The sequence below is a fragment of the Micromonospora sp. NBC_01412 genome (assembly GCF_045040215.1).
GTDB classification, from domain to species: Bacteria; Actinomycetota; Actinomycetes; order Mycobacteriales; family Micromonosporaceae; genus Micromonospora; species Micromonospora rubida.
Genome location: NZ_CP109528.1, coordinates 2,973,556 through 2,999,082, shown reverse-complemented (window position 1 = coordinate 2,999,082; position 25,527 = coordinate 2,973,556). Strand labels below are relative to the sequence as shown.

The following is a 25,527-nucleotide window of genomic DNA, read 5'->3' as shown; positions in this document are numbered from 1 at the left end:
GCCCTCACCCGGTGGTCCGTAGTTCGACATGCGCACCCTCCTACCCGAGCGGTGAGGCCGGCCACCAAACAGGACGCCGACGCCGTGGTCACCGTAGCGTGGCCAACCGATGACATCACCTCCTCCGCGTGCGACGGCATCGACCGGTCCGCCCGTACCGGCGGGCCCGGCCGCACCTGGCGGGCCCGCCGGAACCGTCCCGCCCCCGGTCCGACCGGCCCTGATCTGGACCGCGCTGACCGTCGTCTACGTGCTGTGGGGCTCCACCTACCTCGGGATCCGGGTCGCGGTGGAGTCGCTGCCGGCGCTCACCTCGGCCAGCCTCCGGTTCGCCGCGGCCGCCGCCGTGCTCGCGCTCGTCCTGCGGGTACGCCGGGGAGCGGGCGCCCTGCGCGTCGACCGGCGTCGGCTCGGCTCGGCCGCGCTGGTCGGAGTGCTGCTGCTGGCCGGCGGCAACGGACTGGTGGTGCTCGCCGAGTCCGGCCCACCCGGGTCGGCCGTGCCCTCGGGCGTGGCCGCGCTGCTGGTCGCCACCGTCCCGCTGTTGGTCGTCCTGCTCCGGACGACCGTCGGGGACCGGCCGCGTTTCTGGACCTTCGCCGGGGTGAGCCTCGGCTTCCTCGGCCTGGTCCTGCTGGTGCTGCCGACCGGTGGGTCGACGGCCGTGCCGCTGGCGGGGGCGCTGACCGTGGTCGCGGCGGCGACCTCCTGGTCGGTGGGGTCGTTCCTGTCCAACCGCCTGACGATGCCGACCGACCCGTTCGTCGCCACGGTCTACGAGATGCTCGCCGGTGCCGTGGCGCTGGCCGTGCTCGCCGCCGCCCGGGGCGAACTGCGCGACTTCGACCCCGGGCAGGTCACCGGCCGGTCCTGGCTCGCCCTGGCGTACCTGATGGTCGCCGGCTCGCTGGTCGCCTTCACCGCGTACGTCTGGCTGCTGCATCACGCGCCGATCTCGCTGGTGTCCACGTACGCGTACGTGAACCCGGTGGTCGCGGTCGCGCTCGGCGCGCTGCTGGCCGCCGAGCCGGTGACCAGCCAGGTGCTGCTCGGCGGCGCGGTGATCGTCGCCGGGGTGGCGCTGGTGGTGAGCACGGAACGCCTCGGACGACGGACCGGGGCGGCGGGCCGGGTGCCCCGGCGGTAACGTCCGGCCGGTGTCCGCCGGGCTGCCTGTCCTTCTCGCGGCTCTCGGCGCGGCTGCCGGTGCCGTCGCACCGTGGCTGGCCGGCCGGTTCATCACGACCCGGCCGGCGACCGGCACGCCGCCCGCCGGGGTTTCCGTTGCTGGGGTGTCCCTTGCCGGGGTGTCCGCCGCCGGTACGGCCGGAGCGGGTTCCTCCCTGGACCCACCCGCCCGGCATCGGGTGCCGGCCCGCGCATCAGCCCGGGCGTCGGCCTGCGCGGCGGTCGGGGCGGTCGTCTTCGGCGGGCTCGGCGTCGCGTCGGGCGTCGGGGCGGCGCTGCCGGCCTTCCTCGCGGTGGCCGCGCTCGGGCTGGTGCTCGCCGTGGTCGACCTGGCCTGCCTGCGGCTGCCCGACCCGCTGGTCGGCGTGGCGGCGCTCGCCGCGGTGGTCGGTCTGGTCGCGGCGGCGTCGGTCGCCGGCCGGCCGGACCGGCTCCTCGGCCCGCTGGCCGGGGCGGCGCTGTCGTTCACCGGGTACGCGCTGCTGGCCCTGCTGCCCGGCTCGCGGCTCGGCTTCGGCGACGTCAAGCTCGCCGCCGTGCTGGGGCTGCCGCTCGGCTGGTTGGGCTGGCCGACGCTGCTGACCGGGCTGGTCCTGCCGCACGCGCTGCACGGGCTGGCGGTGCTCGGCCTGCTGGCCGCCCGCCGGGTCCGCCGGGACACCCTGCTGCCGCTCGGGCCGGCCCTGCTCGCCGGCGCCTGGCTCGCCGCCCTGCTCGGCTGAAGCCCCCGGGGGCAGCCTTTTACAGCAGGCGGAGCTGGCGGTCCTTGGGTCGGCGGGGTTCGGTCTCGCCCAGGCGCTCGAACAGGCCCGGGTCGATCACGTCGAGGAACGGCGTCGGCCGGCAGTCCCGCTCCGACCCGTGCCGGGCACGCCGGGCGGCGTGGCTGACGTAGAGGCGGTCCTGGGCCCGGGTCAGGCCGACGAAGAAGAGCCGCCGCTCCTCGGCGACCTCGTCCTCGCCCGGGGTGGAGCCGGGCCAGCGCAGCGGGAGCAGGCCGTCCTCGCAGCCGACCAGGAAGACCACCGGGAACTCCAGGCCCTTCGCGGCGTGCAGGGTGAGCAGGGTGACCGCCTCGGCGCGCGGGTCGAGGGCGTCCACCTCGGCGCCCGTGGCGAGCTGGGACAGGAACAGCTCCAGGTCGTCGCCGCAGCGCCGGGCCAGCGGGGTGAGCAGATCCGCCGCCGCGAGGGCCTCCTCGGGGCGTACCGAGCCGGAGCCGTCGAGGGTGGGGGCGGCGAAACGGTCGGCGACCACCTGGGCGGCGAGCCGGACCCGGGCCGGCAGGCCGCCGTCGAGGCCGTCGGCGTGCCGCAGCTCGCGGGCGATCGCGGTCACCCCGGGCCGGTCCCGCAGCCGGTCGTGCGAGCGCTTCTGCACCGGGATGTTCGCCCGGGCCAGCGCGTCCACGATCGGTGCGGCCTGCGCGTCGGTCCGGTACAGCACGGCGATGTCGGAGAACGACAGGCTCGTGGCCCGGCCGTCGATCCGGCCCGAGTCCAGCGACCGGTGGGACAGGCCGCCGACCAGGTCGTCGACGGTGCGTACCACGAAGTCGGCCTCGTCGGCGACGGACGCGGCGGCGTACCGGCCGACCAGCGGGGCCTCCGGGTCGAGCCGGGCCGGGTCGAGCCGGCGGCCCCGGACCAGCGACGACGGCGCGATGGCCTGCACGGCGGCGGCCAGGATCGGCGCGGACGAGCGGTAGTTGCGGTTCAGCCGGACCAGCCGGGCATCGGTGAAATCCTCGGAGAAGCGCAGGAAGTAGCCGACGTCCGCGCCCCGGAACGAGTAGATCGCCTGGTCCGGGTCGCCGATCGCGCACAGGTTGCCGTCGGCGGGGCTGAGCAGCCGCAGCAGCTCGTACTGGACGGCGTCGACGTCCTGGTACTCGTCGACGAAGATCCACTGCCACCGGTCCCGGTACCGCCGTACCAGCTTCTTGTCGGCGCGCAGGAGCTCCACCGGCAGGGTGAGCAGCTCGTCCAGGTCGACCAGGTCCCGCTTGCGCAGCAGAGCCGTGTAGGCGGCCAGGTCCTCGCCCGCCTCGGCCTTCGCAGCCGCCCGGTCGGCGTCGTCGGCGATCCGGAAGCCGGCCGGCAGCCCGGCCGCCCCGGCGTTCTCCCGCAGGATGCCCAGCCCCAGCGAGTGGAACGTGCCCACGGTGATGTCCTCGGCCACAGGGCCGAGCAGCCCGTCGAGGCGGTGCCGCAGCTCCTCGGCGGCCCGCCGGGTGAAGGTGATCGCGAGGCAACGCTCCGGGAAGACGCTCAGCTCTGCGCACAGGTACGCGATCCGGTGGGTCAGCGTCCGGGTCTTGCCGGTGCCCGGGCCGGCCACGATCAGCAACGGCCCGCCCGGCGCGGACGCGGCCACCCGCTGCATCGCGTCCAGCCGGTCCAGCAGCCCGGTGCCGACCTCCTCCATCCCGGCGAGCATCGGCTCGAACGGCTCGTGCGGGGAGGGCTGCGGCGGAATCGGCGGGGGCGGGGCCGGCGGGGCGGCCTTCCGCTTCGGCTCGGCCTTCGCCGCCGCCGGCCGCTTGGCCTTCGCCTTCGCCGCCGGCTCCGCGGCCGTCCGCTGCGCGGGCACCGGTACGTCGAACAACGTCTCCGCCTGCTCCCCCGCCGCCTTCCCGCCCAGCTCGCTCGGGTCGAACAGGGTGATCACCCCGTACTCGCCGTCGTAGCCGGGCACCCGGCGCACGTCGCCCCGGCGCAGCCGGCCGATCCCCTCGGCGAGCAGCTCCCCGCCGACCCGGCCGATCTCGTCCAGCGGGGCGCGGGTCAGGATGTCCAGCTCCGAGCCGAGCGCGGCGACCAGCTCGTTGAGCTTCCCCTCGACCTTCTTGGACCTTGGGCCCACCTTGTTCAGCTCGCCGAGGATCTCGGCCAGCGGGACCAGATGGGTGACGTCCCGGGCGTGCTGAGGCCGGTGCCCCTCGGGCCGGTCGGCCAGCTCCTCGACCCGGCTGAGCACCCCGACCGTCAGCGGCTTGCCGCACTCCGGGCAGCGCCCGTCGGCGGCCCGGGTCCGCTCCGGGGACCAGTTGATCCCGCACAGCCGGTGCCCGTCGCCGTGGTACTTGCCCTCCTCGGGGAAGAACTCGACGGTGCCGGCGAGGCCGTCACCGGTGCGCAGGGCCTCCCGGATGGCGAAGTAGTCCCGGCCGGAGGCGAACACCGTGGCCTCCCGGCCCAGGGCGGGCGGGGAGTGCGCGTCCGAGTTGGACACCAGCCGGTAGCGGTCCAGGCTGCCGACCCGCCAGTTCATCTCCGGGTCGGACGACAGCCCGGTCTCCACGGCGAAGACGTGCTCGGCCAGGTCGGCGTAGCAGTCGGCGATCGCGTCGAAGCCGGACTTCGAGCCCAGCGCCGAGAACCAGGGCGTCCAGATGTGCGCCGGCACCAGGTAGCCGTCCGGGCTGGCCTCCAGGGTGATCTCCAGCAGGTCCCGGGAGTCCAGGCCAAGGATCGGCCGACCGTCCGAGGCGATGTTGCCGATCCGGCCGAGGGCGGTGTTGAACCGCTGCACCGCGTCCAGGTCGGGCAGGTAGATCAGGTGGTGCACCTTGCGGGTCCGGTCGTCCCGCTTGTAGATCGTGGAGATCTCCACGCTGAGCATGAACCGGACCGGGTCCGCCTCCGCCTCGCTGGCCAGCCGGGGCGGCAGCCGGCGGGCGATGTCCCGCTCCGCCTCGGGGCTGAGCCGGTACAGGCCGGGCTCGGCCGGGTGCAGCGTCTCGCGCAGGTGGTCGTACCAGGCGGGGTGGGTGAAGTCGCCGGTGCCGAGCACGCCGATGCCCTTGCGCCGGGCCCACCAGCCGAGGTTCGGCAGGGTCAGGTCACGGCTGCACGCCCGCGAGTACTTCGAGTGGATGTGCAGGTCCGCGACGAACGGGGAGGGACCACCGGCGGGTGCGGCGCTGAACGGGAGCACGCCGCATCCTGTCACGCCCGTCCCGACGGCCGCTCCCCGCCACGCGTACGGGTGACCTGAGCATCCTTCCCTGGACACCCCGCCCGCCGCCCGCTAGGCGTGCGCGTCCGCACCGGGTCAGGGGGTGCGGAGTTCCACCAGGGTCACCTGGGGGTCCGCGCCGACGCGGACCGGGGGGCCCCAGAATCCCGCGCCGTTGGTCACGTACACCTTCGTGCCGTCGACCTCGCCGAGGCCGGAGACCACCGGTTGTTCGAGCTTCACCAGCAGGTTGAACGGCACGATTTGACCGCCGTGGGTGTGCCCGGACAGTTGCAGGTCGACGCCGAACTTCGCCGCCTCGACGGCCGCCACCGGCTGGTGGGCGAGCAACACCACGGGGCGGCCCGGGTCCCGGTCGCCGAGCGCGGCGGCGAAGTCGGCGGGGGCGGCCAGGCCGGTGCCGGCGGCGCTGACGTCGTTCACCCCGGCCAGGTCCAGCACCCCGCCCGGGGTCCGGATCTCCTGCCGGGTGTTCTGGAGCACCCGCAGGCCGAGCCGGTCCACCTCCTGCACCCACTCCTCCACGCCAGAGTAGTACTCGTGGTTGCCGGTGACGAAGAAGCTGCCGTACCGGGAGCGCAGGTCGCGCAGCGGCGCCGCCGCCTCGCCCAGCTCGGCGACCGAGCCGTCGACCAGGTCGCCGACGACCGCGACCAGGTCGGCGTCCAGCCGGTTGATCATTGCCACGATCCGCTCGGTGTGCGCCCGGCCGCGCAGTGGCCCGAGGTGGATGTCCGAGACGGTGGCGATGCGCAGCCCGTCCATCCCGCGCGGCAGCTTCGCCAGCGGGATCCGTACCCGGTCCAGGCGCGGCGGGCCCATCGCGTTGCGTACCCCGTAGCCGGTGACCCCGGCGGCCGTGAGGCCCGCGAAGATCGCCGCGCCGCGGGCCAGCAGCAGCCGGCGGTCCGGATCGTGGTCGGGCTGGTCGACGGCCGCGACGGCCGGCGGTTCCGCCCTGCCGGAGGCGCCCACCAGCACCGGCTCGGGCGCGGCGGCGGCCGGCTCGGCGGCGACCACCCGGCGGCGCAGCACCAGCCGGGCGACCAGCATCGGCACTTCCAGCACCAGCAGTACGACCAGCAGGTAGAACATCAGCGCGAGCCACAGGTAGCCCGGCCAGGCCAGCCAGAACAGGCCGGCCCGGGTACCGATCATCGTGGCCGGGACGAGCAGCGCCAGCACCAGCGCGGCGACGGCCCCGATCCGCCGCCACCGCCCCGGGCCGGTGGTGTCCTTGACCAGCCGCTTCCAGAGGTAGAAGTGGAGCAGGCCGACGACGAGCGCCGCGAAGCCCACGAACGCCAGGGTCGCCAACACGGAGCCTCCTCAGCCGCCCGCGAACGGGGGCAGTACGTCGATCGTCGCTCCGGCCGGCAGCGGTGCCCGACGATCATGACAGGTCACGCCGTCGACCAGGAAACTCGCCACGGTCAGCACGGCGGCGAGCCGTACGCCGTGCCGCTCGGCCAGGTCACCGGTGAGTTCGCCCAGGGACCGCCCGGCGGGCGCGGTCTCCTCGGCGGTGCCGGCGGCGGCCCGCGCCCCGGCGAAGTAGCGGACGGTCAGCAGCCCGGTCGGGTGGTCCGGTACGTCGCGGTGCACCCGTCACCCGCCGATCGCGGACATCGGCCGGGCCGGCTGGAGGAAGGCCGGGTCGTCGATGCCGTGCCCGGCCCGCTTGCCCCACATCGCGGTGCGCCAGCGCCGGGCCAACTCGTCGTCGTCCGCCCCGGCCCGCAGCGCCCCGCGCAGGTCGGACTCCTCGGTGGCGAACAGGCAGGCGCGGACCTGGCCGTCGGCGGTGACCCGGGTGCGGTCGCAGTCGCCGCAGAACGGCCGGGTCACGCTGCCGATCACCCCGACCCGGGCCGGTCCTCCGTCGACCAGCCAGGTCTCGGCCGGCGCGGCGCCCCGCTCGGCGGGGTCCGGGGCCAGGTCGAAGCCGGTACGCAGCGCGGCCAGGATCTCATCGGCGGTGACCATGGTCGACCGGTCCCAACCGTGCTGGGCGTCCAGCGGCATCTGCTCGATGAACCGCAGCTCATAGCCGTGGGCCAGGGCGAAGCGGAGCAGCGCGGGGGCCTCGTCGTCGTTGACCCCGCGCATCAGCACGCTGTTGATTTTCACCGGGGCGAGCCCGGCGGCGGTCGCCCCGGCCAGCCCGGCGAGCACATCGGCGAGCCGGTCCCGCCGGGTCAGCCGGGCGAACCGGGCGGCGTCGAGGGTGTCCAGCGACACGTTCACCCGGTCCAGCCCGGCGGCCCGCAGGGCGGGGGCCAGCCGGGCCAGCCCGAGGCCGTTCGTGGTCAGCGAGATCCGGGGTCGGGGCTCCAGCGCGGCCACCGCCGCGACGATGCCGACCAGGCCGGGGCGGATCAGCGGCTCCCCGCCGGTGAACCGCACCTCGGTCACCCCGAGGTGCCGCACGGCCAGCCGGACCAGCCGGACGATCTCGTCGTCGGTCAGCAACTGCGGGCCGGCCAGCCAGGGCAGCCCCTCGGCCGGCATGCAGTACGTGCAGCGCAGGTTGCACTTGTCGGTCAGCGAGACGCGCAGGTCCCGGACGACACGGCCGTACCGGTCGACGAGGACGCCCTCGGTCGGTGGGGGGACGGTCATCCCTCGACCGTAGCGCGCCCGGCCACGCGCAGGGCGGCGCGGGCGGCGTCGCCGACCGCCTCGCGGTACGCCCCGCCGAACAGGGCGGCGTGCACCAGCAGCAGGTGGAGTTGGTGCAGCGGAACCCGCTCGGTCCACCCGTCGGCCAGCGGCCATGCCTCCCGGTAGGCGCCCATGATCCGGTCGTGGTGCGGCGGCCCGCCGAACAGCGCCAACTGGGCCAGGTCGGTCTCCCGGTGCCCGCCGTGCGCGGCCGGGTCGATCAGCCAGGCCCGCCCGTCGGTCCCCCAGAGCACGTTGCCCGGCCACAGGTCGCCGTGCACCCGGGCTGGCGGCTCGTCCCCGCCGAACTCGCCGATCCGGTCGAGGACCGCCTCCACCAGCGCGGCCTCGACGCCGGTGAGCGCGCCGCCGTCGACCGACATCCGCAGGTACGGGGCGAGCCGCCGGCGCGCGAACCAGTCCGGCCACGGGCCCGGGTCCGGCGTGTTGTCCTGGGGGAGCGCGGCGATGAAGCCGGGCCACTCCGCGCCGAACGCGGCGGCCCCGGCCCGGTGCGTCGCGGCCAGGTCGCGGCCGAACCGCTCGGCAGCCTCGGGCGTCGGCTCGCCGGCCTCGACCCAGTCGAGCGCCAACAGCTCCGGCAGCGCCACCACCACCTCCGGTACGGGGACCCCGCCGGCCTCCCGCAGCCAGCTCAGCCCGGCCGCCTCGGCGGCGAAGAAGCCCTCTGGCACCGGCCGCCCGGCCCGCTCCTCCGGCCAGGTCTTGGCGAAGACGGAGTGCCCGTCGTCCAGGGTCAGCCGGGACGCCGCGCAGACGTCCCCGCCGGCGACCGGCGTCTCCCGGATCCGCTGGTGGGTGAGGAAGGTCGGCAGGTGTTCCGGATGCGCCCGCAGGTACGCCAGGTCCATGACCGCAAGGTAGCCGCTCGGGGCGCTTCCCGTGGGTGTCTCCGGTGTGGTCCGACGTCAGCGGGGCGTGCCGCCCGGCCAGGCGACGGGCCCCACCGGCCGTTGCCGGGTCACCGCCGACCCAACGGTGACCGGGGCTGAGCTGCGCCGCTACTCTCCGTGGCTGTGGACAACCCGCGTGTCGTCCACAGGCCCTGTCGAGACGTTCGGACGCGGCCGAGGCTGCCTCCCATGGCCCGTACCGACCGCCCCCGGCTCACCGTCCGTTCGCCCGCCGACCTCATCGCGGCCGTGCCGTACCTGCTCGGGTTCCATCCCGCCGACAGCGTGGTGGTGGTCGCGATGCGGGGCCGGCGGATCATCTTCGCCGCCCGGGCGGACCTGCCCGGCCCGGGCGACGACCCGCTCGACCCGGCCACCCACCTGGCCGGCGTCATCGCCCGGCAGGGCGCCGAGTCCGCCACCGTGCTCGGCTATGGCGACGCCCCCCGGGTCACCCCGGCCGTCGACGCGGTACGCGGGTCGCTGGCCGCAGCCGAGCTGACCGTGCTGGACGCCCTGCGGGTCACCGACGGCCGATACTGGTCCTATCTGTGTGACGAGCCGGCCTGCTGCCCGGCTGAGGGCACCCGGTACGACACCGGGGCCAGCGAGGTCAGCGCGGCGGCGGTCTTCGCCGGTCAGGTGGCCCTGCCCGACCGGGCGGCCCTGACCACGCAGGTGGCCCCGTTCGGCGGCCCGGCCCGGGTGGCGATGGGCCGGGCGGTCGACCGCGCCGAACGCCGGCTGGCGGCCATGCTGGTCGGGGCGCCCGAGGCCGACCTGCTCGGCGGTCGGACGCTGCGCCGGGCCGGCGTGGACGCCGTCCGCGCCGCCCTGCGCCGGTGCCGGCGGGGCGAGCGACTCACCGACGATGAGGTGGCCTGGCTGACCCTGCTCCTCACCCATCTGCCGGTCCGCGACCACGCCTGGGAGCGCACCGACGGGCGGGAGCGGGACCTCGCCCTCTGGACCGACGTCCTGCGCCGCGCCGAGCGGGACCTGATCGCCGCTCCGGGTTCCCTGCTGGCCTTCGCCGCCTGGCGGGCCGGGCAGGGGGCGCTCGCGGCGGTGGCGCTGGAACGGGTGCTGGAGGCGCACCCGGACTACTCGCTCGCCCTGCTCCTCGACGACCTGCTGCGTCGCGGGGTGCCCCCGTCCCAGCTCGACGGCTGGCCGACGACCGGCCCGCCCGGCGTGCTCCGCCGCCGCCGACGCGATTGACGAGCCGGTTGGCGTGGAGGGCGGGCTGGTGCTTCCGGCTCTCCCCTCGGGGGGCGAGGCCCGCACGACTTCATTGATCGTCTGCGCTTGAGTGAGACGACACGCCGTGTGCAGTGTCCGTTATCGACAAACGATCATGCAATACCCTCGGCCGCTCCTGAAATTCGCCCGCGCGCCGCACCCAACTGATAGATCATGTCGGCGTGGCAGACGTCGTCGAGATCCACATACCTCTGGTGCCGACCCCGGGTCTGCCGGTGGACGCCTATCCGTTCCCCTGGATCGAGCGGATCGAGGACTTCCTGGTTGGCCTCGATGAGGCGGGACAGGTCGAGGTGCCGGACGACGGCGAGCAGTACGACGGCAACTACGTCTTCTTCATCGCCGGGGCGAACGAGGACGTCCTGCTCAAGGCGGCCTCCCGGGTGGCTGCGCTCGACGGTGTGCCTGCCGGCGCCTTCGCCATGGTCACCAGAGACGATGCCGAAGAGATGGGCCTGGGACGACACGTCGACCTGCCGCTGCCCGCCCCCTCAGCGCCAAGGGCGCATGCGTGAGCCCGTCGAGGCCACCGACCTCGAACTGACGGCTGGCCGGGTGGTCGACTACGGCGGAGGCGGACGTGTCGATGGTTCCGTCGTCTCGGTGGGATGACGTCGTCGGGGGGATGACGTCCACGGTGGGATGACGTCGTCCGGAGCGGCAGGACAGGAAAAGGAGGTGGGTCGTGACACGCGGACGGCCGGCGGACTCGGGGCCCGCCCGGGTCCTCGTGGTCGGCGACGTCCACGGCGAGTTCGAGTTGCTCGCCGGCTGGTCGGCGGCCGTCCGTGAGGCGCTCGGCCCGCTCGACGCCATACTCGCCGTCGGCGACGTCGAGGCCAACCGCGACGAGGCCGACGCGGCGGGGGTGCACGGCCCGGAGAAGCACCGCAAGCTCGGCGACTTCCCGCTGCTCGCGGAGGGGTTGATCGACCTGGGTGCCCCGCTGTATTTCATCGGAGGCAATCACGAGCCCTGGCCCGCGCTGGACGCGGCCGGCCCCGGCCGGTGGAGCGAGGACGTCCACTTCCTGGGTCGCGCGGGTGTCACCGAGGTCGCCGGCCTGCGGGTGGCGTTCCTGTCCGGCATCCACTCGCCCCGCGTCACCGACGTCCCCAAAGCGCGCCGGGACACCGCCAGGGAGCGCACCTACTACACGGCCGATGAGGTACACCAGGTGAGTCGGGCGGCCCGCCGGACGGGGGCCGTCGACGTCCTGCTCACCCACGACTGGCCGGCCGGGATCACCGGACCGCGCCGGACCGGCCCGGTCGGCCGGGCTGAGCTGCGTACGTTGTGCGAACGCCTCCGGCCGCGGTGGCACTTCTGCGGCCACATGCACGACCGGTGCCGGGGGGCCATCGGACCCACGGAGGTCGTGTGTCTCGGTCACATCCGAAGTGGGCCGAAGGCGTTCGCCGTCATCGAACGAGCGCCCGACGGTCGCCTGCTGCTCGTCGAGGACGTGACCGGTGGGGCGTGGCGCCCGGAGCACCTCACGCCGTGACCGTCCGTCGTCGAGCGGCAAGACCTGCGGCGGCCGGCGTTGTCAGTGGTTGATCCGGTGCGCCCCCGCGTAGACGTTCATGGTCCGGCCGCGCAGGAAGCCGACCAGGGTCATCCCCGCCTCCTCGGCCAGGTCGGCGGCCAGGGTGCTGGGGGCGGAGACCGCCGCGAGCAGCGGCACCCCGGCCATCCACGCCTTCTGGGTCAGCTCGAAGCTGGCCCGGCCGGAGACCAGCAGCAGGTGCCCGGCCAGCGGCAGGCGGCGTTCCCGTACCGCCCAGCCGACCACCTTGTCGACGGCGTTGTGCCGGCCGACGTCCTCGCGCAGCACCACCAGCTCCCCGCCGCCGGTGAACAGTCCGGCCGCGTGCAGGCCGCCGGTACGGTCGAAGTTGCGCTGCGCCGCCCGTAGCCGGTCCGGCAGCTCGGCCAGCATCCCGGCCGGGATGCTCAGCGGGTCGTCCGCGACGGCGAACTGGGAGCGGGTCCGCACGGCGTCGATGCTGGCCTTCCCGCACACCCCGCAGGAGCTGGTGGTGTAGAAGTTCCGGGCCGCGTCGGTGGCCGGCTCCGGCACGCCGGGGGCGAGCACCACGTCCACCACGTTGTACGTGTTCGGCGTGTCCGCGCCCGCGCAGAGCTGGGCGGTGTGCACGTCGGCGGCGGACCGGATCAGCCCCTCGGTCAGCAGGAACCCGATCGCCAGGTCCAGGTCGTCGCCGGGGGTACGCATGGTCACCGCCAGCGGCCGCCGCCGGCCCGGGCCGCCCGGACCGACCCGGATCTCCAGCGGCTCCTCCACGGAGACGCTGTCCGGCCGGTGCACCCTGGCCCGGGTCGGGTCGGCCGCGTCGAGGTCGATCCGCAGCACGCTGCGTCGGTCAGTCGCCCGTCCCATCCCGCCATCCTGCCCGAACGGCACGGGCGGGACCACGCGTCCACCAGTGGCGTCTGCCGGACGGAGACGGTAGGCGGCGCGGGCTCGACGGGGCGAGAGCGGCGCGGCCCCGTCGAGGGCGGGAGGTGGCGTGGCCCGTCGGGTCAGGAGGCGGCGGCCGGGCCGGCGGGCTCCTCGGCCTCGCCGGACAGGCTGCTCTCCAGCCAGCTCGCCACGAGTTCCGCGACCGCGTCGGGCGGGGGCATGGCGATGCCGACGACGTTCTCGCGCTGCCACAGCTCGAAGATCACCCGCTCCTGCGGCTCGACGACGGTGTGGCCCTCGTCGCGCAGCGTCTCCACGTGGCGCTGGGTGATCCGCTTCACCCACATCGACTTGTTCATGCTCGGGAAGAAGATCGCCGGCCGGTCGCTGGCCAGCAGGGCCGTCTGCGCGGGGGTGCCGGCCAGGCCGAGCGCCGCCGCGGCGATCGTGCCGGCGGTCGCGGGCAGCACGACGATGCCGAGCGAGCGCTTGGCGAACTCGGTGGGGTTCAGCGCGGGATCGCCGCTGGCGAACACCTCGTCCGCGTACCAGGCGGCCACCTGGGGCTGCACGAACCGCTCGGCGCTGGCGGTGAGCAGCACCCGCAGCGGCAGGTCGATCTCCTGGCGCAGCCAGGACAGGTACCCGGAGGCCGCCATCGCGGCGCTGGAGCCGCAGATGATGACCGAAAGCGCGTCGTCTCGCATGCGGACAGCGTCCCGGCGCGGGGACGCCGCGGACATGGGGGAACGGCCCCATCTTCGCCGCCCGGTCGGCGCGGGAGTTTGGGGGCCGCTCCCCATGCCGCCCGGAGCGTCCGGCTGGCAGGTTCGTCCTCAGCCGGCCGCCCCCACGACCCGCCGGCCGAGGAGGTGAACGGCCATGAAGAAGATCACGATCCGCAAGACGGGCTCCATCAAGCTCACCACGTCGGCGCCGCTGTACTGCACGGACTGCTGCTGACCGGTCGGCCGTCCCGGCGCGTCGGTGCGCCGGGACGGCCTTCGCCGGGCCCATGCCCTGGAGGAACCATGTCAACCACCCGCCTGGAGTTCCATCCGCTCACGTACGTGCCGGAGCGGGACGGTGTCACGGTCGGCCGGATCGACGCCGCGTCCTTCGCAGTGCTGCCCGAGGACGGGGTCGCGCTGCTGCGCCGCCTCGCCGACGGGATGCCGGTCGGCGAGGCGGAGCAGTGGTACCGGCGTACCTTCGGGGAGCCCGTCGACATGGCCGATTTCGTCGACACGCTGCGCGAACTCGGCTTCATCCGGGCAGACGGGGAACCACCGGCCCGGCCGCCCGAGGTCCGCTTCCGGCGGCTCGGCCGCGCGGCCTTCTCCCCGCTGGCCTGGGCGGCGTACGCGCTGATCGTGATCGCCGCCGCCGTGGCCATGGTGAGCCGGCCGGAGCTGCGGCCGCACGCCCGGAACGTCTTCTTCGTCCCCTCGCTGCTCGCCGTGCAGCTCGGGCTGGCCCTGTGTCAGTCGCCGGGCATTCTGTGGCACGAGTGGTACCACCTGCTCGCCGCCCGCCGGCTCGGCCTGCCCACCCGGATGCGGGTCGGCCGACGGCTCTACTACGCGGTGGTGGAGACCGAGCTGGACGCCCTGCTCACCGTGCCGGCCCGGCAGCGCTACCTGCCGATGCTGGCCGGGCTGCTGGCCGACGCGGTGCTCTTCGGCGCGCTGGTGCTCGTCGCCTGGGTCGGCCTGTCCGACGGCCTGTCCTGGCCGGGACGGCTGGCGCTGGCGGTGGCGTACACCGTCCTGCTGCGGATGTCCTGGCAGTTCTACGTCTTCCTGCGCACCGACCTGTACTACGTGGCGACCACAGCGCTGGGCTGCACCAACCTGCACGAGGTGAGCCGGGCCTGGTTGCGCGACCGGTTCGCCTGGCTGCCCTGGGTGCGCCCGTCCGACGAGCCCCAGGACGACTGGTCCCCGCGCGACCGGCAGCTCGCGCCCTGGTTCGCGCTGATCACCTGCGGCGGGGTCGTGGCGCTGCTGGTGACCGTCACGCTGTGGACCGCGCCGCTGGTGCTGGAGTTCGCCTCCCGGGTCGTCTCCGCCCTGGTGAACGGCTCCCCCACCGGCCCCGGCTTCTGGGACTCGATCGGGTCGCTGCTGCTGGTCGCCTTCGAGATCGTGCTGCTGCCGCTGCTCGCCGGCCGTACCCGGCGGCGGGCCGCCCCCGCACCGGACCCGGCGACGGCGGGCTGACGGCGCCCCGCCCGGCCACCCCCGCCCGGCCACCCCCGCCCGGCCACCCCCGCCCGGCCACCCCCGCCCGGCCACCCCCGACACCCACCGCGACGCAAGGTCCATCCCAACGGAGGAGCAACGGCATGACTGCACACCAATGGCGGATCGGGCCGGCGCCGGTCGACGGCGAACAGGTCGATATCGCGGTCGACTGTCACCGGGGGCTGCGCGGTCCCTACATGGGCCTGGGCAGCCTGCTGCGGCTGGTCGTACCCGAGGCGTACGGACGCTGGCCGGACCTCGTCCAGCGGCACCTGACCGAGATCCTGTCCGCCGCCCCGGAGCTGCGCGGGGCGATCGACGCGGCACCCGAGACGCTCACCTCCCTGGCGGTGCCCGAGGAGCGGACCCGGATCTACCCCGCCAACCGCACCCGCCGCCTGGCGCACGGCGCGACGGAGTTCCTCGCCGGGTACGCCGCCCGCGCCGGCCGCCTCCCGCTGCGGCTCGCGTTCGACCGGGTGGACCAGGCGGACCCCACCGACCAGGAGTTCCTCGCCATCTTCCTGCGCCGAGTGCGGCCGGACGTGGTGCGGGTGCTGATCGGCACCGGCGGCGGGGCGCTGGAGCCCGAGCTGACCGCGGCCCTCGACCGGTACGCGGGGCGGCTGCCGGAGCTGACCCAGGTCGCCGGCCGGCCCGGACGTGACCCGGAGGAACTGCTCCGGGCGTACGTCGACGCGGACGGCACCTCTGCGGACCCGGCCGAACTGGCCGCGTACCGGCAGGCCGACCCGCAGGCGCGGGTGGCGCTGCACGACGCCCGCGCGGCGCTGCTTCGCGGACGGGGTGATTGGAGCCTGGAGCTCGGCGCGATCCCCTGGCAGCTGGAGCGCGGCAGCGACCCCGCCGGGGCCGGCGCGGAGGCGCTGTACGAGGCGGCGCGGCACTGCGGTGCGCTGGGCTACTACCACGCGGTGATCGACTATGGGACCCGTGGCCGGGCCGTCGTCGACCCCGACACGCAGATGGAGCGGTTCTGGCTGCTCAGCACGCGGGCGAGTTCGGCGATGGTGGTGCTCGGCCGCACCGTCGAGGCGGAGCCGACCTACCTTGACCTGCGCAGCCGGTACGCGGAGCCGGAGCTGCAGATGTCCACCGGGTACGCGCTGGCCATGCTCTACACCCGCTTCCACCCGGAGGAGCTGAGGGACCACCACCTGGCCCGGGGCTACATCAACAACTCCATCGCGATCGCCTCGCTGCTGCCCGACCCGCAGAAACGCGCCTTCCACTCGGTGTTCCAGAACAACGGGCTGGCGCTGATCGAGATGCGGCTGGGCCGGCTGCCGGCGGCGCTTCGCCTGGTCGACGACGGGCTGAACCGGCTCGACCGGGAGCTGCCCGGCGACAAGCACCGGCTGCACCGCTCGGTGCTGGTGCACAACCGGGGCAAGGCGTACCTCGCCCTGGGCCGGTTGGACGAGGCGCTGACGGACCTGACCAAGGTGATCGAGCTGGACCCGAACTACGCCGACTACTACTTCGACCGGGCCGACGTGCGGCGCCGGCTGGGCGACCTCACTGGCGCGGTCGCGGACTGCGACACGGCGATCAGCCTGTCGCCGCCCTTCTTCGAGCTGTACTACAACCGGGCCGACCTCAAGGCCGAGCTGGGCGACCTGGCGGGGGCGATCGCCGACTTCGGCTACGTGGTCGAGCTGGAACCCGACCAGCTCGACGCCCGGGTGAACCTGATCAGCCTGCTGCTCGACGAGGGCTCGGTCGACGCCACCCGGCCGCAGGTCGAGGAGGGGCTGCTCCGCCACCCCGGCGAGGCCCGGCTGCTGCACCTGCGGGGCGTGTTGGCGGTGACGGACGGGGCGGAGGCGGACGCCCGGCGGTACCTCGACGAGGCGTTGGCGGCCGACCCGGCGCTGGTGGCCGCGCTGGCCAGCCGGGCCGCCCTGGCCTTCGACGGCGGGGACCACGAGCGGGCCGTGGCCGACCTGACGGCCGCCATCGCCGTGGACGCGGACAACCCGGACCTGCTGTACAACCGGGGGTTCGTCCACGAGGCGGCGGGCCGGTGGGCCGAGGCGGTCGCGGACTACAGCCGGGCGATGGACATGCCCGGTGCGGACCGGGAGGAACTGCTCAGCCGGCGCGCCCGCTGCCACGCCGAGCTCGGCGACGTCGACGCCTCCCGGGCCGACCGGGCGGCCGGCACCGCCGGGCAGCCGAACCTGGCCGGCGCGCGGTGACCACCACGGCCTCCCGGCGCGCCGGGGCGGGGGCCGTCCGGGTCCCACCGGGGGACCCCGCCCCGGCCGCGCCGCCGTCCCCCGGGGCCGAGCCGGCGCGGCCGGCCCCGGTCAGCGGCCCCGAGCTGCGGGAGTTCATGCGCAACTGGGCCACCGGGGTGGCGGTGGTGACCAGCCGGCTGGCCGGGCGGCCGGTCGGCTGCACGGTGAACGCGTTCACCTCGGTGTCCCTGCGCCCGCCGCTGCTGCTCGTCTCGCTGGCCCGTACGAGCCGAACGCTGGCCGCGATCACGGCCGAGGGCGGCTTCGCGGTGAACCTGCTGGACCGCCGGCAGCGTGACCTGGCCGACCGGTTCGCGACCGCCACCGGGGACCGCTTCGCCGGGGTGGCGCACCGCACGGTCGACGGGCTGCCCCTGCTCGACGGGGCGATGGCGGTGGCGGTGTGCACGGTGACCCAGCTCATCGGCGTCGCCGACCACATGCTGGTGCTCGGCTCCCCGTACCGGTGCCAGGCCGGGGACGACGCGGACCCGGCCGTCTTCTTCGGCGGCCACTACCGGACGGTCAGTCCGGCGTGACCTCGTCCCGGACCCGGGCGGCGTAGCGGCTGAGCGCCGCCCGGTTCGCCTGCTCGGTCTTGGCGATCAGGCTCGCCACGTGCTTCTCCACGGTGCGCGGCGAGATGAACAGCTCGCTGGCGATGCTGCGGTTGTCGGACCAGTCCGCCATGAGCTGGAGAACCTCGTACTCCCGCTCGGTGACCCCGATCATCCGCAGCGGCTGCGGCACCCGGCTCGTGGTGCGGCGGTACGGCACCACCACGCCGAGCCGGCGCAGATGGGCCCGACAAGCGCGGGCCGGGGCCGGCAGCCCCGCCCGGCAGAAGTACTCCTCGGCGCCGCGCAGCCAGTCGACCGGGTCCCCCCACCGGTCCGCGTGGGCGGCCGGCGCGACGAGCCGCAGGCCGAGGTGGACCACCACCGGGTGGGCCTGGGCCCGCCGCACCGCCGTCACCGCCGCGCCGGCCGCATCCCGCTCGCCCTGCCGGCCGAGCAGCACCGCCTTCGCCAGCAGCACGAACTGCCGGTTCCAGTGCAGCCGCCCGGCCGGCGTCGCACCGACCTCGCAGCACCGGCGCCAGTCGGCGTCGCCGTCCAGCACCGCCAGCAGCAGGCCCAGCCCTTGCTGGCCGGTGAGCGGGTAGGGCGCGGGCCGCCCGGCGTCGCACGCCGCCGCCCGGTCCAGCTCGCGGCGGGCCCGCCCCGGGTCCTCCTCCAGCAGGGCGCACACCGTGGCGGCCATGCCGTGGGCGAGCGCGGCGACCGGCGGGCCCGTGCCGTCGTCCGAGAGGCCGGCCAGCACCGCGTCCAGCTGGTGCCGCCGCCCCCGGTGCCCGGCGCACACCGCACGGACCAGCGCCAGCAGCGGCGCGCTGTCGCCCAGCCCGAGCCGGTGCGCCTCGGCCGCGCACTCCTCGACGAGCCGCTCGGCCTCGGCGTACTCGGCCCGCAGCGCGTGGTCCCAGGCGAGCAGGACGTCGACCGTGTGCCGCGCGGCCGAGGCGCCCGTCCGCCGGGCCCGCTCGGCGGCGCGCAGCAGCGCGTCGGTGTCCCCGGTGAGCAGCCACCGCTGCTCGGCGAGCAGCACCGCGGCCCGGTTGCGCCACAGCGGCAGGTGGTGTCGCTCGGCGAGCCGGCGCATCTGGGCGAAGCAGCACTGGGCCTCGTCCGCGCCCTGCCGCCGGGCCAGCATCCCGCGCTCCTGCCAGCCGAGGCAGGCGACGCCCGGCAGCCCGGCGAACTCGGCCTTCTGCACGGCGTGCGTGGCGAGCCGGGCGGCCCGCTCCGGCGCGTCCGGGCCGAGGTGGGCGGCGGCGACGGCGTCGACCGCCGCAGTCTGCCGATCGTGGGCGCCGGGGCCGAGCACCGTACGGGCGGCGTCGAGCTGAGTGGCGGCGTCGGCGCGTCGACCGGCGAGGAGGGCGAGCCGGGCGAACAGGACGTGCACCGCCGCCAGCCGCTCGGGCGGGACGGCCGGATGGCAGAGGTCGTCGAGGTTGTCGAGCAGCCGTAACCCGCGCCGGGCCTCGCCGCTCTCCACCAACGCGCAGAGCAACTCGTGCAGCACGTCGGCGCGGAGCGGGTTGTCGGCCGACGCCTGCGACAGCCGCCACGCCCGGTCGAGGGTCTCGGTCGCCGACCGGAGCCGCCCGGCGTTGAGGTCCCGGCGCCCGGCCAGGGCGAGCAGCCGTACGGCGCCCCGCACGTCGCCCGCGAGCTGGGCGAGCCGGGCGGTGAACCGGCACCACTCCCCGGGCAGGCCCGGGTACAGCTCGTTCACCGCGTCGACCGACTGGAGGGCGAGCGCGGCCTGGTCGGTGGGGGTGAGCTGGCCGAGCAGCGCGACGGCGGTCGTCATGGTGCGGAAGGCGTACCAGTCGTGGTCGTCCCCCTCGGCGGCGAGCAGGCCGGCGGTCACGGCGGCGCGCAGGTGCCCGAGCAGGTCGTCCTGTTTCATCCGCAGGGCCCGGCCGAGCACGGAGATCGGGAACCGCTCGCCGATCACGGCCGCGGCGGTGAGCAGGTGCCGGCCGGCGGGACCGAGCCGGTCGGCCTGGTCGATGACGCTGTGCCGCACGGTCGGCGGCACCTCGGTCTGCACCTCGTCGACCAGAAAACACCCGCCGGACTCCACCACCAGGGTGCCGCTGTCCTGCATGGCGCGCAGCAGTTCCGTGGCCAGGAACGGGTTGCCGGCGCTGTCGCGGCAGAGCCGGTCCAGGACCGGCTCTGGTATCCGCTCCGGGGCCAGGCCCAGCCGGGACGCCGCCAGCAGGTGCACGGCCCGGCGGCCCAGCGGCTCCAGGCGCAGGACGGTGCCGCTGCACCGCCGGCCGAGCGCCTGTGCCAGGTCCCACGCCGGCCCCGGCTCGGGCCGGAGGGTGGCCAGCAGCAGGGTGCCCTGGTCGGCGATGTTGTCGGCCAGGTACTCGACCACCGCCAGCGTCGCCGGGTCGGTGTCGTGCAGGTCCTCCAGCGCGAGCAGGCAGCCCCGTCCGGTGCCGGTGACCGAGAGCAGCCGCAGCACCGCCTCGGCGAGCAGCACGGGGGACGGCGCGGTCGTCGCCGTCTCCGTTGACCGGTATTCCGGGATGAGATCGCCGAGGGCGGACCGGTAGGGCCGGAGGCAGGCGTGCTCCAGGATCGGCTCGGTGCGGAACAGCAGGGCCAAAGCCTCGGTCAGGGGGCGAAGGGCCACGGCGCGGACGGTCGAGCCCGCCCGGCCGAGCAGCACGCCCATCCCGGCCCGCCGCCCCCGGTGGGTCGTCTCCAGGGTCAGCCGGGACTTGCCCATGCCGTCGCCGCCGACCAGGAAGATCGTGCCGCCGCAGCCCCGCCGGGCCTGGTCCAGCGCCTCGTGCAGGAGCTCGCGTTCCCGGTCCCGGCCGACCAGGGTGGGCAGTTCCGGACGGTCGCCTGCTGGCATGTGCACCTGTCCCCCCGTCCAACATCGAAGAGCGTGGCGCCCCGGCCCGAAGCGCTGCCGACCGGCTCGGCCACGGGCGCCACGAGGCTTCGGACGGAGCGTTCCTGAGTCGTCACTCTATGAAGGAATTAACAAGATTTACAGACCCGTCCGGACCGTCCGCTCCCGCCCTGCCGGTCGACTCCGCGACATGCGTCCCCGGCCCGGGCGGGCGGTACGGTGACCGCGTGGCGGGCTGGGCGGCGATCGTGTTGGCGGGCGGGTCGGCGCGCCGGATGGGGGGCGTGGACAAACCCTCCCTGCCGGTCGGCGGTCGGCCGATGCGCGACCGGGTGCTGGACGCCGTGGCCGACGCCGACGTCCGGGTCCTGGTCGGCCCGGCGGGCCCGGTGCCGCCGGGGGTTCGGCTGACCCGGGAGAGTCCGCCGGGCGGCGGTCCGGTCGCCGCCACGGCCGCGGGCCTGTCCCTGCTGCCCGCCGGTACGCCGACCGTCGCCCTGCTCGCCGCCGATCTGCCCCTCCTCACCCGGGCCGCGGTGCGGATGCTGCGCGACCAGCTCGCCGACCCGGCGGTGGACGGTGCGTGTCTCGTCGACCCCGACGGCCGGCGGCAGCCGCTGTGTGGGGTGTGGCGGGTCGCGCCGCTGCGGGCAGCCCTCGACCGGCTCGCCGCCGCCCGGGGCGGGACGCTCGACGGCGCGGCCGTGCGGGCGTTGCTCGCCGGCCTGACCGTGCGCGACCTGCCCTGGTCGGGGACGGGCCCGCCGCCCTGGTTCGACTGCGACACTGACGAGGACGTACGCCGGGCGGAGGAGTGGACGCGATGACGGTGATGGACGACTGGGTCACGGCGGCCTGTGCGGAACTGGGCCTCGACCCGGACCAGGTGCCGGTGCCGGTCGTGCTCGACCTGGCGAGGGACGTCGCCCACCAGGTGCTGCGCCCGGGTGCGCCGGTCGGCGCGTACCTGCTCGGCCTGGCGGTGGGGCGTGGGGCCGACCCGGCCGCGACGGCCGGCCGGCTGAGCGCGCTCGCCGGCACCTGGCCGGTGGATCTGGGCGACCAGCCTCCCGCCTGACCTCTCCAGCCCTGGCCGGCCACAGATCGGGTGTTCCGCACACGGCCAGCCCAGGGCGTCGGCCAGCAGGTCCCGGCTTCCTGCCAATCCTCAGATTGGCAGGAAGCCGGGACCATTTCGGGCGTCACCCATTATCGCGGAAACGTGCAGAGGTGTTTGGCCTACACGTCATCCAGGCATGCCGCGTACGTGTAACCGTCCTGGCTGGAGAAAACGATTCTGACCCAGAGGTTGCTGTAGACGCCGCAGGCGGTCACCCAACCGCCGGTGACGGTGGCGTCGCAGTCGTACTGGTATCCCTTCTGCGCCGTCGTGATCAGGCTTCCCGTCGTGTACGGGGTGCTCCGAATGGGCAGGTTGGTCGCGATCGACGCGACGCGCCCCGTGCCACAGATGCTGCTGTTCACAGAAATGTCATCAACGGCCGCGACGGGTGCGGGCGTCGCCCCCTGCGCGCTGGCGGCGGTTGGTGCGGCTAGGAGGGTGACGAGCGCGAAGAACAGCGTCACAACGGCTTTCGGTGCCTTCATCTTTTCCCTTTCCTGTGGGCGGACACGAGTGGGCGCGGCGAATCGCGCCTGGGCTGATGCTCGTTCGCAAACGTCGCTCTATTGCCATGCGCCGATGTCATCAACCGGATATGACCCTACCTCATTGTATGCCGTGCCGCTACTCTTCGCATTCACGGCCGACATTTGCCGCAGAGGAATGCAGGCGCGGGTAATCCACGGGAGGGCGACGTCCATAGCGAATGCCTGATGACCGCAGGCGCGGCTCCGTGCGCCATGGGCCGGTGTCCGATCCTGGTCGGCCTGATTCGGCCCCGGGGCGTCCTGGGTAGGGTGACCGTGACGGACGGAGGCGATCATGACGGTAGGCCACCCCTCGGCGCCGGCCGGAGAACCGCCAGGCGGCACGCACGAGCAGCACGAGTCGATCCTGCTCGACGAGCCGACCACGGCTGACCTGCGGGCGAAGGTGACCGAGGCCTGGCGCGAGTTCGCCCGGGCCCTGGCCGAACGGCTGCGCGAGTTGCCCGCCGGGACGCACGTCGAGCTGACCCTCGACCCCACCGCCTCCGGCACCGGGAATGCCGTCTACTCGATCAGCGTGGACTTCACCGCCGAGGGCCGGCTCTCGGCGCGGGCCGTCGGCAACGCGACCCTCCCGCAGGGCTACCGGCTGGACCGGTCCGCCGTCGCCGACATGGTCGCGCTCGGCTGGTCCCCGCCCGGGGTGGTCCCGGGCTCCGGCGAGCACTTCGGCCTGGAGGGCGACACCGCCGAGGCGACCCGGCTGGCCGCGCTGCTCTCCCGCACCCTGCGGGACGTCTACGGCGCGCCGCACCCGGCGTTCCTGGTCTACGTCGTGCACGACGTAGAGGGCGAGCCCGTGCCGGTGGAGCCGCTGGGCACCGCGCGCAGCGAGTTCGGCCCGGACCAGGACGTCGAGGCTGACCTGGACGAGGCGCTGGCCGCCGCAGGCGCCCAGGCTGCCGAGAGCGGCGTGCTGGACCTGGCGGAGCGGGTGCGTACCGTCGTCTCCACCATGCTCAAGTCCAGCTCCGACCAGTTGCAGGTCGACTCGGACGGGGACATCAACATCCGGGCCGGGTCGGCGATGGTCTTCGTCCGGGTCCGCGACAACCCGCCCCTGGTCGACGTCCTCTCGCCGGTGCTCACCGAGGTCGAGCCGACCGAGCGGCTCTACGTCAAGCTCTCCGAGCTGACCAACCGGATGCCGATCGGGCGGCTCTACTGCGCGGACGACACGGTGTGGGCGTCCATCCCGGTCTTCGGCCGCGACTTCCAGGCCACCCACCTGATGCTCGCCGTGCAGGTGATGACCGGCCTCGCCGACGAGCTGGACGACCGGCTGCACGGCGAGTTCGGCGGGAAGCGCTTCTTCGGCGAGGCCGACAAGCCCGGCCGGCGGGACCAGGACGAGCACCGCACCGGCATGTACCTCTGACGGAGGGGCCGGCCGTGGCTACGCCACGATGAGGTCGAGAGCGGGTGGGACCCGGGCGGCCCGGGTGCCGGGCCCCACCCGCCGGCAGGGGGGCGGCTCAGGTCGCCGGCAGCCAGGCCAGCATGGTGCCGCCGGACGGGTCACTGGCCCGCAGGCCGGCGTCGGAGACGGTCCAGAGGACGCCGCCGACCAGCACCGACCGGGCGACGGGGGCGCGGCCTGGGTGGGCGACCGCGCCGACCCGCGTGACGGTCCCGCCGGTGGCCCTCAGCAGCAGTAGCGAGCCGTCGTGGACCGGGATCGCCACCAGGCCGGTCCGGGGGTCGTAGAGGAAGGCGTGCGGGTCGAACTCCGCCGTCGAGCCGGCCCTCGGCAGGTGGTACTGGGCCAGCCGGGTGGGCCGGGCCGGGTCGGCCACGTCGAACAGGGAGACCTGGAGGCCCTGCACCCGCCCGTCGGCGTCGGCCTCCTGGCCCACCCCGATCAGCCGCCCCTCGCCGGCCGGGTGCAGGTACGCCGAGTACCCGGTGATCTTCAGCTCGCCGGTGACCCGGGGCGCCGCCGGGTCGGTCAGATCGAGCGAGTAGAGCGGGTCGGTGCGTCGGAAGGTCACCACGTATCCGGTGGGGCCGATGTACCGCACCGAGTGGATCTGCTCGTCCCGGCCGAGCCCGCTGACCGTCCCGGTGCGGGCCAGGGCGCCGTCCCGGCGGGTCAGCACGTACACGGCGGACTCGGTCGCCGGTCGCACCCCGCGCCTGTCGCTGCTGCTGGTGGTGGCCACCCGCAGGTGGCCCTGCCACTCCGACAGGGCGTACTGGTTGATCAGCGTGCCCGGCACCGCGCCGCTGGCCAGGTAGCGGGGCCGGCCCGGGGCGCCGGTGTCGAACTGGTGGATCACGGTGGTCGTGTCGTCCGAGGGCCCGAGCTGACCGCGCGGCCTGAGCTGGCCCGGCCGCTGCTGCTGGCCGGCGAGGTAGAGGCTGCCGGCGGTGCCGTAGACGGTGTCCGCGTCGCCGGCCACGCTGACCGGGTCCCCGTCGCCGAGCCGGCCCGTGGCAAGGTCGAAGCTGAGCACGGTGAGCACGGCGGTACCGGTGCTGTCGGCCGTCGCGCTCAGCCGGTCGCAGCCGACCCGGCCGGCGTCGCCGCGGCCATCCTCGGTCCGTTCGTACGTCGGCAGCCAGGCGTCCAGACCGGCGCGGGCGATCACCGCCCGGTTCGCCGCCAGCCGCTGCGCGTCGGTGGCGTCCTTGTCGAGGTCGGGGAAGACCAGCCGGGGCTGCGATCGGACCACCACCCGGGCCGTCGGGCCGGTGAGCCGCGCGTCGAGCAGGCTCCCGTCGATCCGGTACGTCCCGGTCAGCGTGGGCCGCCCGGCCAGGTCCACCAGCAGCAGTCGGGGCCCGGCCGGCACGTCGGCCGCGCGCCGGCTGCCCGACGGCTCGACGGCCGGGCGGACCGCCGCCGACCGCACGAGGACCAGCGCCCGGTCCCCGTGCAGCAGCAGGCTGTCCGGCGACCACCCGAAACGACCGCCGTCGCCGGTCAGGTCGAGCTGCCCGGTGGCCCGCCGGGTCGCCGCGTCCACCACCCGCAGCACGCCCCCGGTGACCGTGACGATCCGCCGGCCGTCGGTCTTGACCAGGTCCGGCTCGTCGGCGCCGGGCTCGTGGTTGTTGGTGCCGGAGTGTTCCGCCGCCGCGCCGGCCGCCGCTCGCGCGCCGTCCGCCGTCTTGGGCACCATCGCCGGATCGGCGAGACCGCCCTGCGTCATGCCCGTGCGCCAGCCGGGCTGTAAGCCCCACGGCCCGACCGAGGCGGAGGCTGCGGCGCGCAGCCGGGTCAGCGCCTCGGCGCAGGTGTCGAAGGAGACCAGCCGGAGCGGGCCCGACGGCGGTTCCGACGGCGGTTCCGGCTCGTGGCGTGGGAGGACGGCGGCACTCCCGGCCAGCAGGGTGAGCGCGACCAGCGTGCCGGCTGCGGCGGTGAGGTGTCCCCGTGTCATGCCCGCTTCGACGCCGCGTGTCCGGCTCCGGTTCCCGACCCCGTCACGCCTGGGAAGCGATGCCGCCCGCAGCGG

General features: G+C 75.0%; 21 protein-coding genes. 11 read left to right on the top strand and 10 right to left on the bottom strand.

From position 1 onward, the window contains the following. Positions 1 to 109: 109 nt before the first annotated feature. Together OG617_RS13720 and OG617_RS13715 are read left to right on the top strand one after the other, a co-directional pair. A complete protein-coding gene (locus OG617_RS13720) occupies positions 110 to 1,147 on the top strand; it encodes an EamA family transporter (RefSeq protein ID WP_405101868.1) in 1,038 nt (345 codons plus the stop codon). A gap of 10 nt (positions 1,148 to 1,157) precedes the next feature. Then, a complete protein-coding gene (locus tag OG617_RS13715) occupies positions 1,158 to 1,910 on the top strand; it encodes a prepilin peptidase (RefSeq protein ID WP_405101866.1) in 753 nt (250 codons plus the stop codon). 19 nt (positions 1,911 to 1,929) lie between these two features. Here OG617_RS13715 and OG617_RS13710 read toward each other — a convergent pair whose 3' ends face one another. The 5 genes from OG617_RS13710 to OG617_RS13690 form a co-directional block, all read right to left on the bottom strand. Further along, positions 1,930 to 5,127, bottom strand: coding sequence for a UvrD-helicase domain-containing protein (locus tag OG617_RS13710; RefSeq protein ID WP_405101864.1), 3,198 nt, complete (start codon positions 5,125 to 5,127; stop codon positions 1,930 to 1,932). 117 nt (positions 5,128 to 5,244) lie between these two features. Next, complete coding sequence (locus OG617_RS13705; protein WP_405101862.1) at positions 5,245 to 6,489, bottom strand: metallophosphoesterase; 1,245 nt, start codon at positions 6,487 to 6,489, stop codon at positions 5,245 to 5,247. Positions 6,490 to 6,498: 9 nt separating this feature from the next. After that, on the bottom strand, positions 6,499 to 6,774 hold the full coding sequence (locus tag OG617_RS13700) for a MoaD/ThiS family protein (protein WP_396676716.1): 276 nt from the start codon (positions 6,772 to 6,774) through the stop codon (positions 6,499 to 6,501). Between the two features lie 3 nt (positions 6,775 to 6,777). Beyond that, the gene (gene moaA, locus OG617_RS13695; RefSeq protein WP_405101860.1) at positions 6,778 to 7,791 is read right to left on the bottom strand and encodes a GTP 3',8-cyclase MoaA; all 1,014 of its coding nucleotides are present in this window, start codon (positions 7,789 to 7,791) and stop codon (positions 6,778 to 6,780) included. After that, positions 7,788 to 8,705, bottom strand: coding sequence for a fructosamine kinase family protein (locus OG617_RS13690; RefSeq protein WP_405101858.1), 918 nt, complete (start codon positions 8,703 to 8,705; stop codon positions 7,788 to 7,790). Before OG617_RS13690 ends, moaA begins: the two co-directional genes overlap by 4 nt. 231 nt (positions 8,706 to 8,936) lie before the next feature. On the opposite strand from OG617_RS13690, the gene OG617_RS13685 reads away from it, so the two are divergent. From OG617_RS13685 to OG617_RS13675, 3 genes are all read left to right on the top strand, one after another. After that, on the top strand, positions 8,937 to 9,968 hold the full coding sequence (locus OG617_RS13685; RefSeq protein WP_405101856.1) for a DUF4192 domain-containing protein: 1,032 nt from the start codon (positions 8,937 to 8,939) through the stop codon (positions 9,966 to 9,968). A gap of 203 nt (positions 9,969 to 10,171) precedes the next feature. After that, positions 10,172 to 10,525, top strand: a complete 354-nt coding sequence (locus OG617_RS13680; RefSeq protein ID WP_405101854.1) for a hypothetical protein — start codon at positions 10,172 to 10,174, stop codon at positions 10,523 to 10,525. Positions 10,526 to 10,695: 170 nt separating this feature from the next. Then, complete coding sequence (locus tag OG617_RS13675; protein WP_405101852.1) at positions 10,696 to 11,517, top strand: metallophosphoesterase; 822 nt, start codon at positions 10,696 to 10,698, stop codon at positions 11,515 to 11,517. Between the two features lie 42 nt (positions 11,518 to 11,559). Here the strand turns inward: OG617_RS13675 and fdhD are convergent, their stop codons facing one another. Next, positions 11,560 to 12,414 (bottom strand): formate dehydrogenase accessory sulfurtransferase FdhD, encoded by an 855-nt coding sequence (gene fdhD / locus OG617_RS13670; protein WP_405101850.1) that lies wholly within the window; start codon positions 12,412 to 12,414, stop codon positions 11,560 to 11,562. Positions 12,415 to 12,557: 143 nt separating this feature from the next. Next, positions 12,558 to 13,145 (bottom strand): flavoprotein, encoded by a 588-nt coding sequence (locus OG617_RS13665; protein WP_405101848.1) that lies wholly within the window; start codon positions 13,143 to 13,145, stop codon positions 12,558 to 12,560. A gap of 324 nt (positions 13,146 to 13,469) precedes the next feature. On the opposite strand from OG617_RS13665, the gene OG617_RS13660 reads away from it, so the two are divergent. The 3 genes from OG617_RS13660 (at position 13,470) to OG617_RS13650 (ending at position 17,487) form a co-directional block, all read left to right on the top strand. Further along, the gene (locus tag OG617_RS13660; protein ID WP_405101846.1) at positions 13,470 to 14,660 is read left to right on the top strand and encodes a hypothetical protein; all 1,191 of its coding nucleotides are present in this window, start codon (positions 13,470 to 13,472) and stop codon (positions 14,658 to 14,660) included. Between the two features lie 125 nt (positions 14,661 to 14,785). Continuing rightward, positions 14,786 to 16,906: a tetratricopeptide repeat protein gene (locus OG617_RS13655; RefSeq protein WP_405101844.1), complete on the top strand. Its 2,121-nt coding sequence runs from the start codon at positions 14,786 to 14,788 to the stop codon at positions 16,904 to 16,906. Further along, the gene (locus tag OG617_RS13650) at positions 16,903 to 17,487 is read left to right on the top strand and encodes a flavin reductase family protein (protein WP_405101842.1); all 585 of its coding nucleotides are present in this window, start codon (positions 16,903 to 16,905) and stop codon (positions 17,485 to 17,487) included. The genes OG617_RS13655 and OG617_RS13650 overlap by 4 nt, the downstream gene beginning before the upstream one ends. On the opposite strand, the gene OG617_RS13645 is transcribed toward OG617_RS13650, so the two are convergent. Continuing rightward, on the bottom strand, positions 17,474 to 20,395 hold the full coding sequence (locus OG617_RS13645) for an AAA family ATPase (RefSeq protein ID WP_405101840.1): 2,922 nt from the start codon (positions 20,393 to 20,395) through the stop codon (positions 17,474 to 17,476). The two genes, OG617_RS13650 and OG617_RS13645, sit on opposite strands and share 14 nt — an antisense overlap. A gap of 104 nt (positions 20,396 to 20,499) precedes the next feature. On the opposite strand from OG617_RS13645, the gene OG617_RS13640 reads away from it, so the two are divergent. Together OG617_RS13640 and OG617_RS13635 are read left to right on the top strand one after the other, a co-directional pair. Further along, positions 20,500 to 21,222: a molybdenum cofactor guanylyltransferase gene (locus OG617_RS13640; RefSeq protein ID WP_405103682.1), complete on the top strand. Its 723-nt coding sequence runs from the start codon at positions 20,500 to 20,502 to the stop codon at positions 21,220 to 21,222. Beyond that, a complete protein-coding gene (locus OG617_RS13635; protein ID WP_405101838.1) occupies positions 21,219 to 21,473 on the top strand; it encodes a DUF6457 domain-containing protein in 255 nt (84 codons plus the stop codon). The genes OG617_RS13640 and OG617_RS13635 overlap by 4 nt, the downstream gene beginning before the upstream one ends. 161 nt (positions 21,474 to 21,634) lie before the next feature. On the opposite strand, the gene OG617_RS13630 is transcribed toward OG617_RS13635, so the two are convergent. Then, positions 21,635 to 22,003: a hypothetical protein gene (locus OG617_RS13630; RefSeq protein WP_405101836.1), complete on the bottom strand. Its 369-nt coding sequence runs from the start codon at positions 22,001 to 22,003 to the stop codon at positions 21,635 to 21,637. A 337-nt stretch (positions 22,004 to 22,340) separates the two neighbouring features. On the opposite strand from OG617_RS13630, the gene OG617_RS13625 reads away from it, so the two are divergent. Further along, on the top strand, positions 22,341 to 23,444 hold the full coding sequence (locus OG617_RS13625; RefSeq protein WP_405101834.1) for a T3SS (YopN, CesT) and YbjN peptide-binding chaperone 1: 1,104 nt from the start codon (positions 22,341 to 22,343) through the stop codon (positions 23,442 to 23,444). Positions 23,445 to 23,541: 97 nt separating this feature from the next. Here OG617_RS13625 and OG617_RS13620 read toward each other — a convergent pair whose 3' ends face one another. Continuing rightward, positions 23,542 to 25,452 carry a beta-propeller domain-containing protein gene (locus OG617_RS13620; protein ID WP_405101832.1) on the bottom strand — a complete coding sequence of 637 codons (1,911 nt, stop codon included), beginning with the start codon at positions 25,450 to 25,452 and terminating at the stop codon, positions 23,542 to 23,544. Between the last annotated feature and the right edge of the window lie 75 nt (positions 25,453 to 25,527).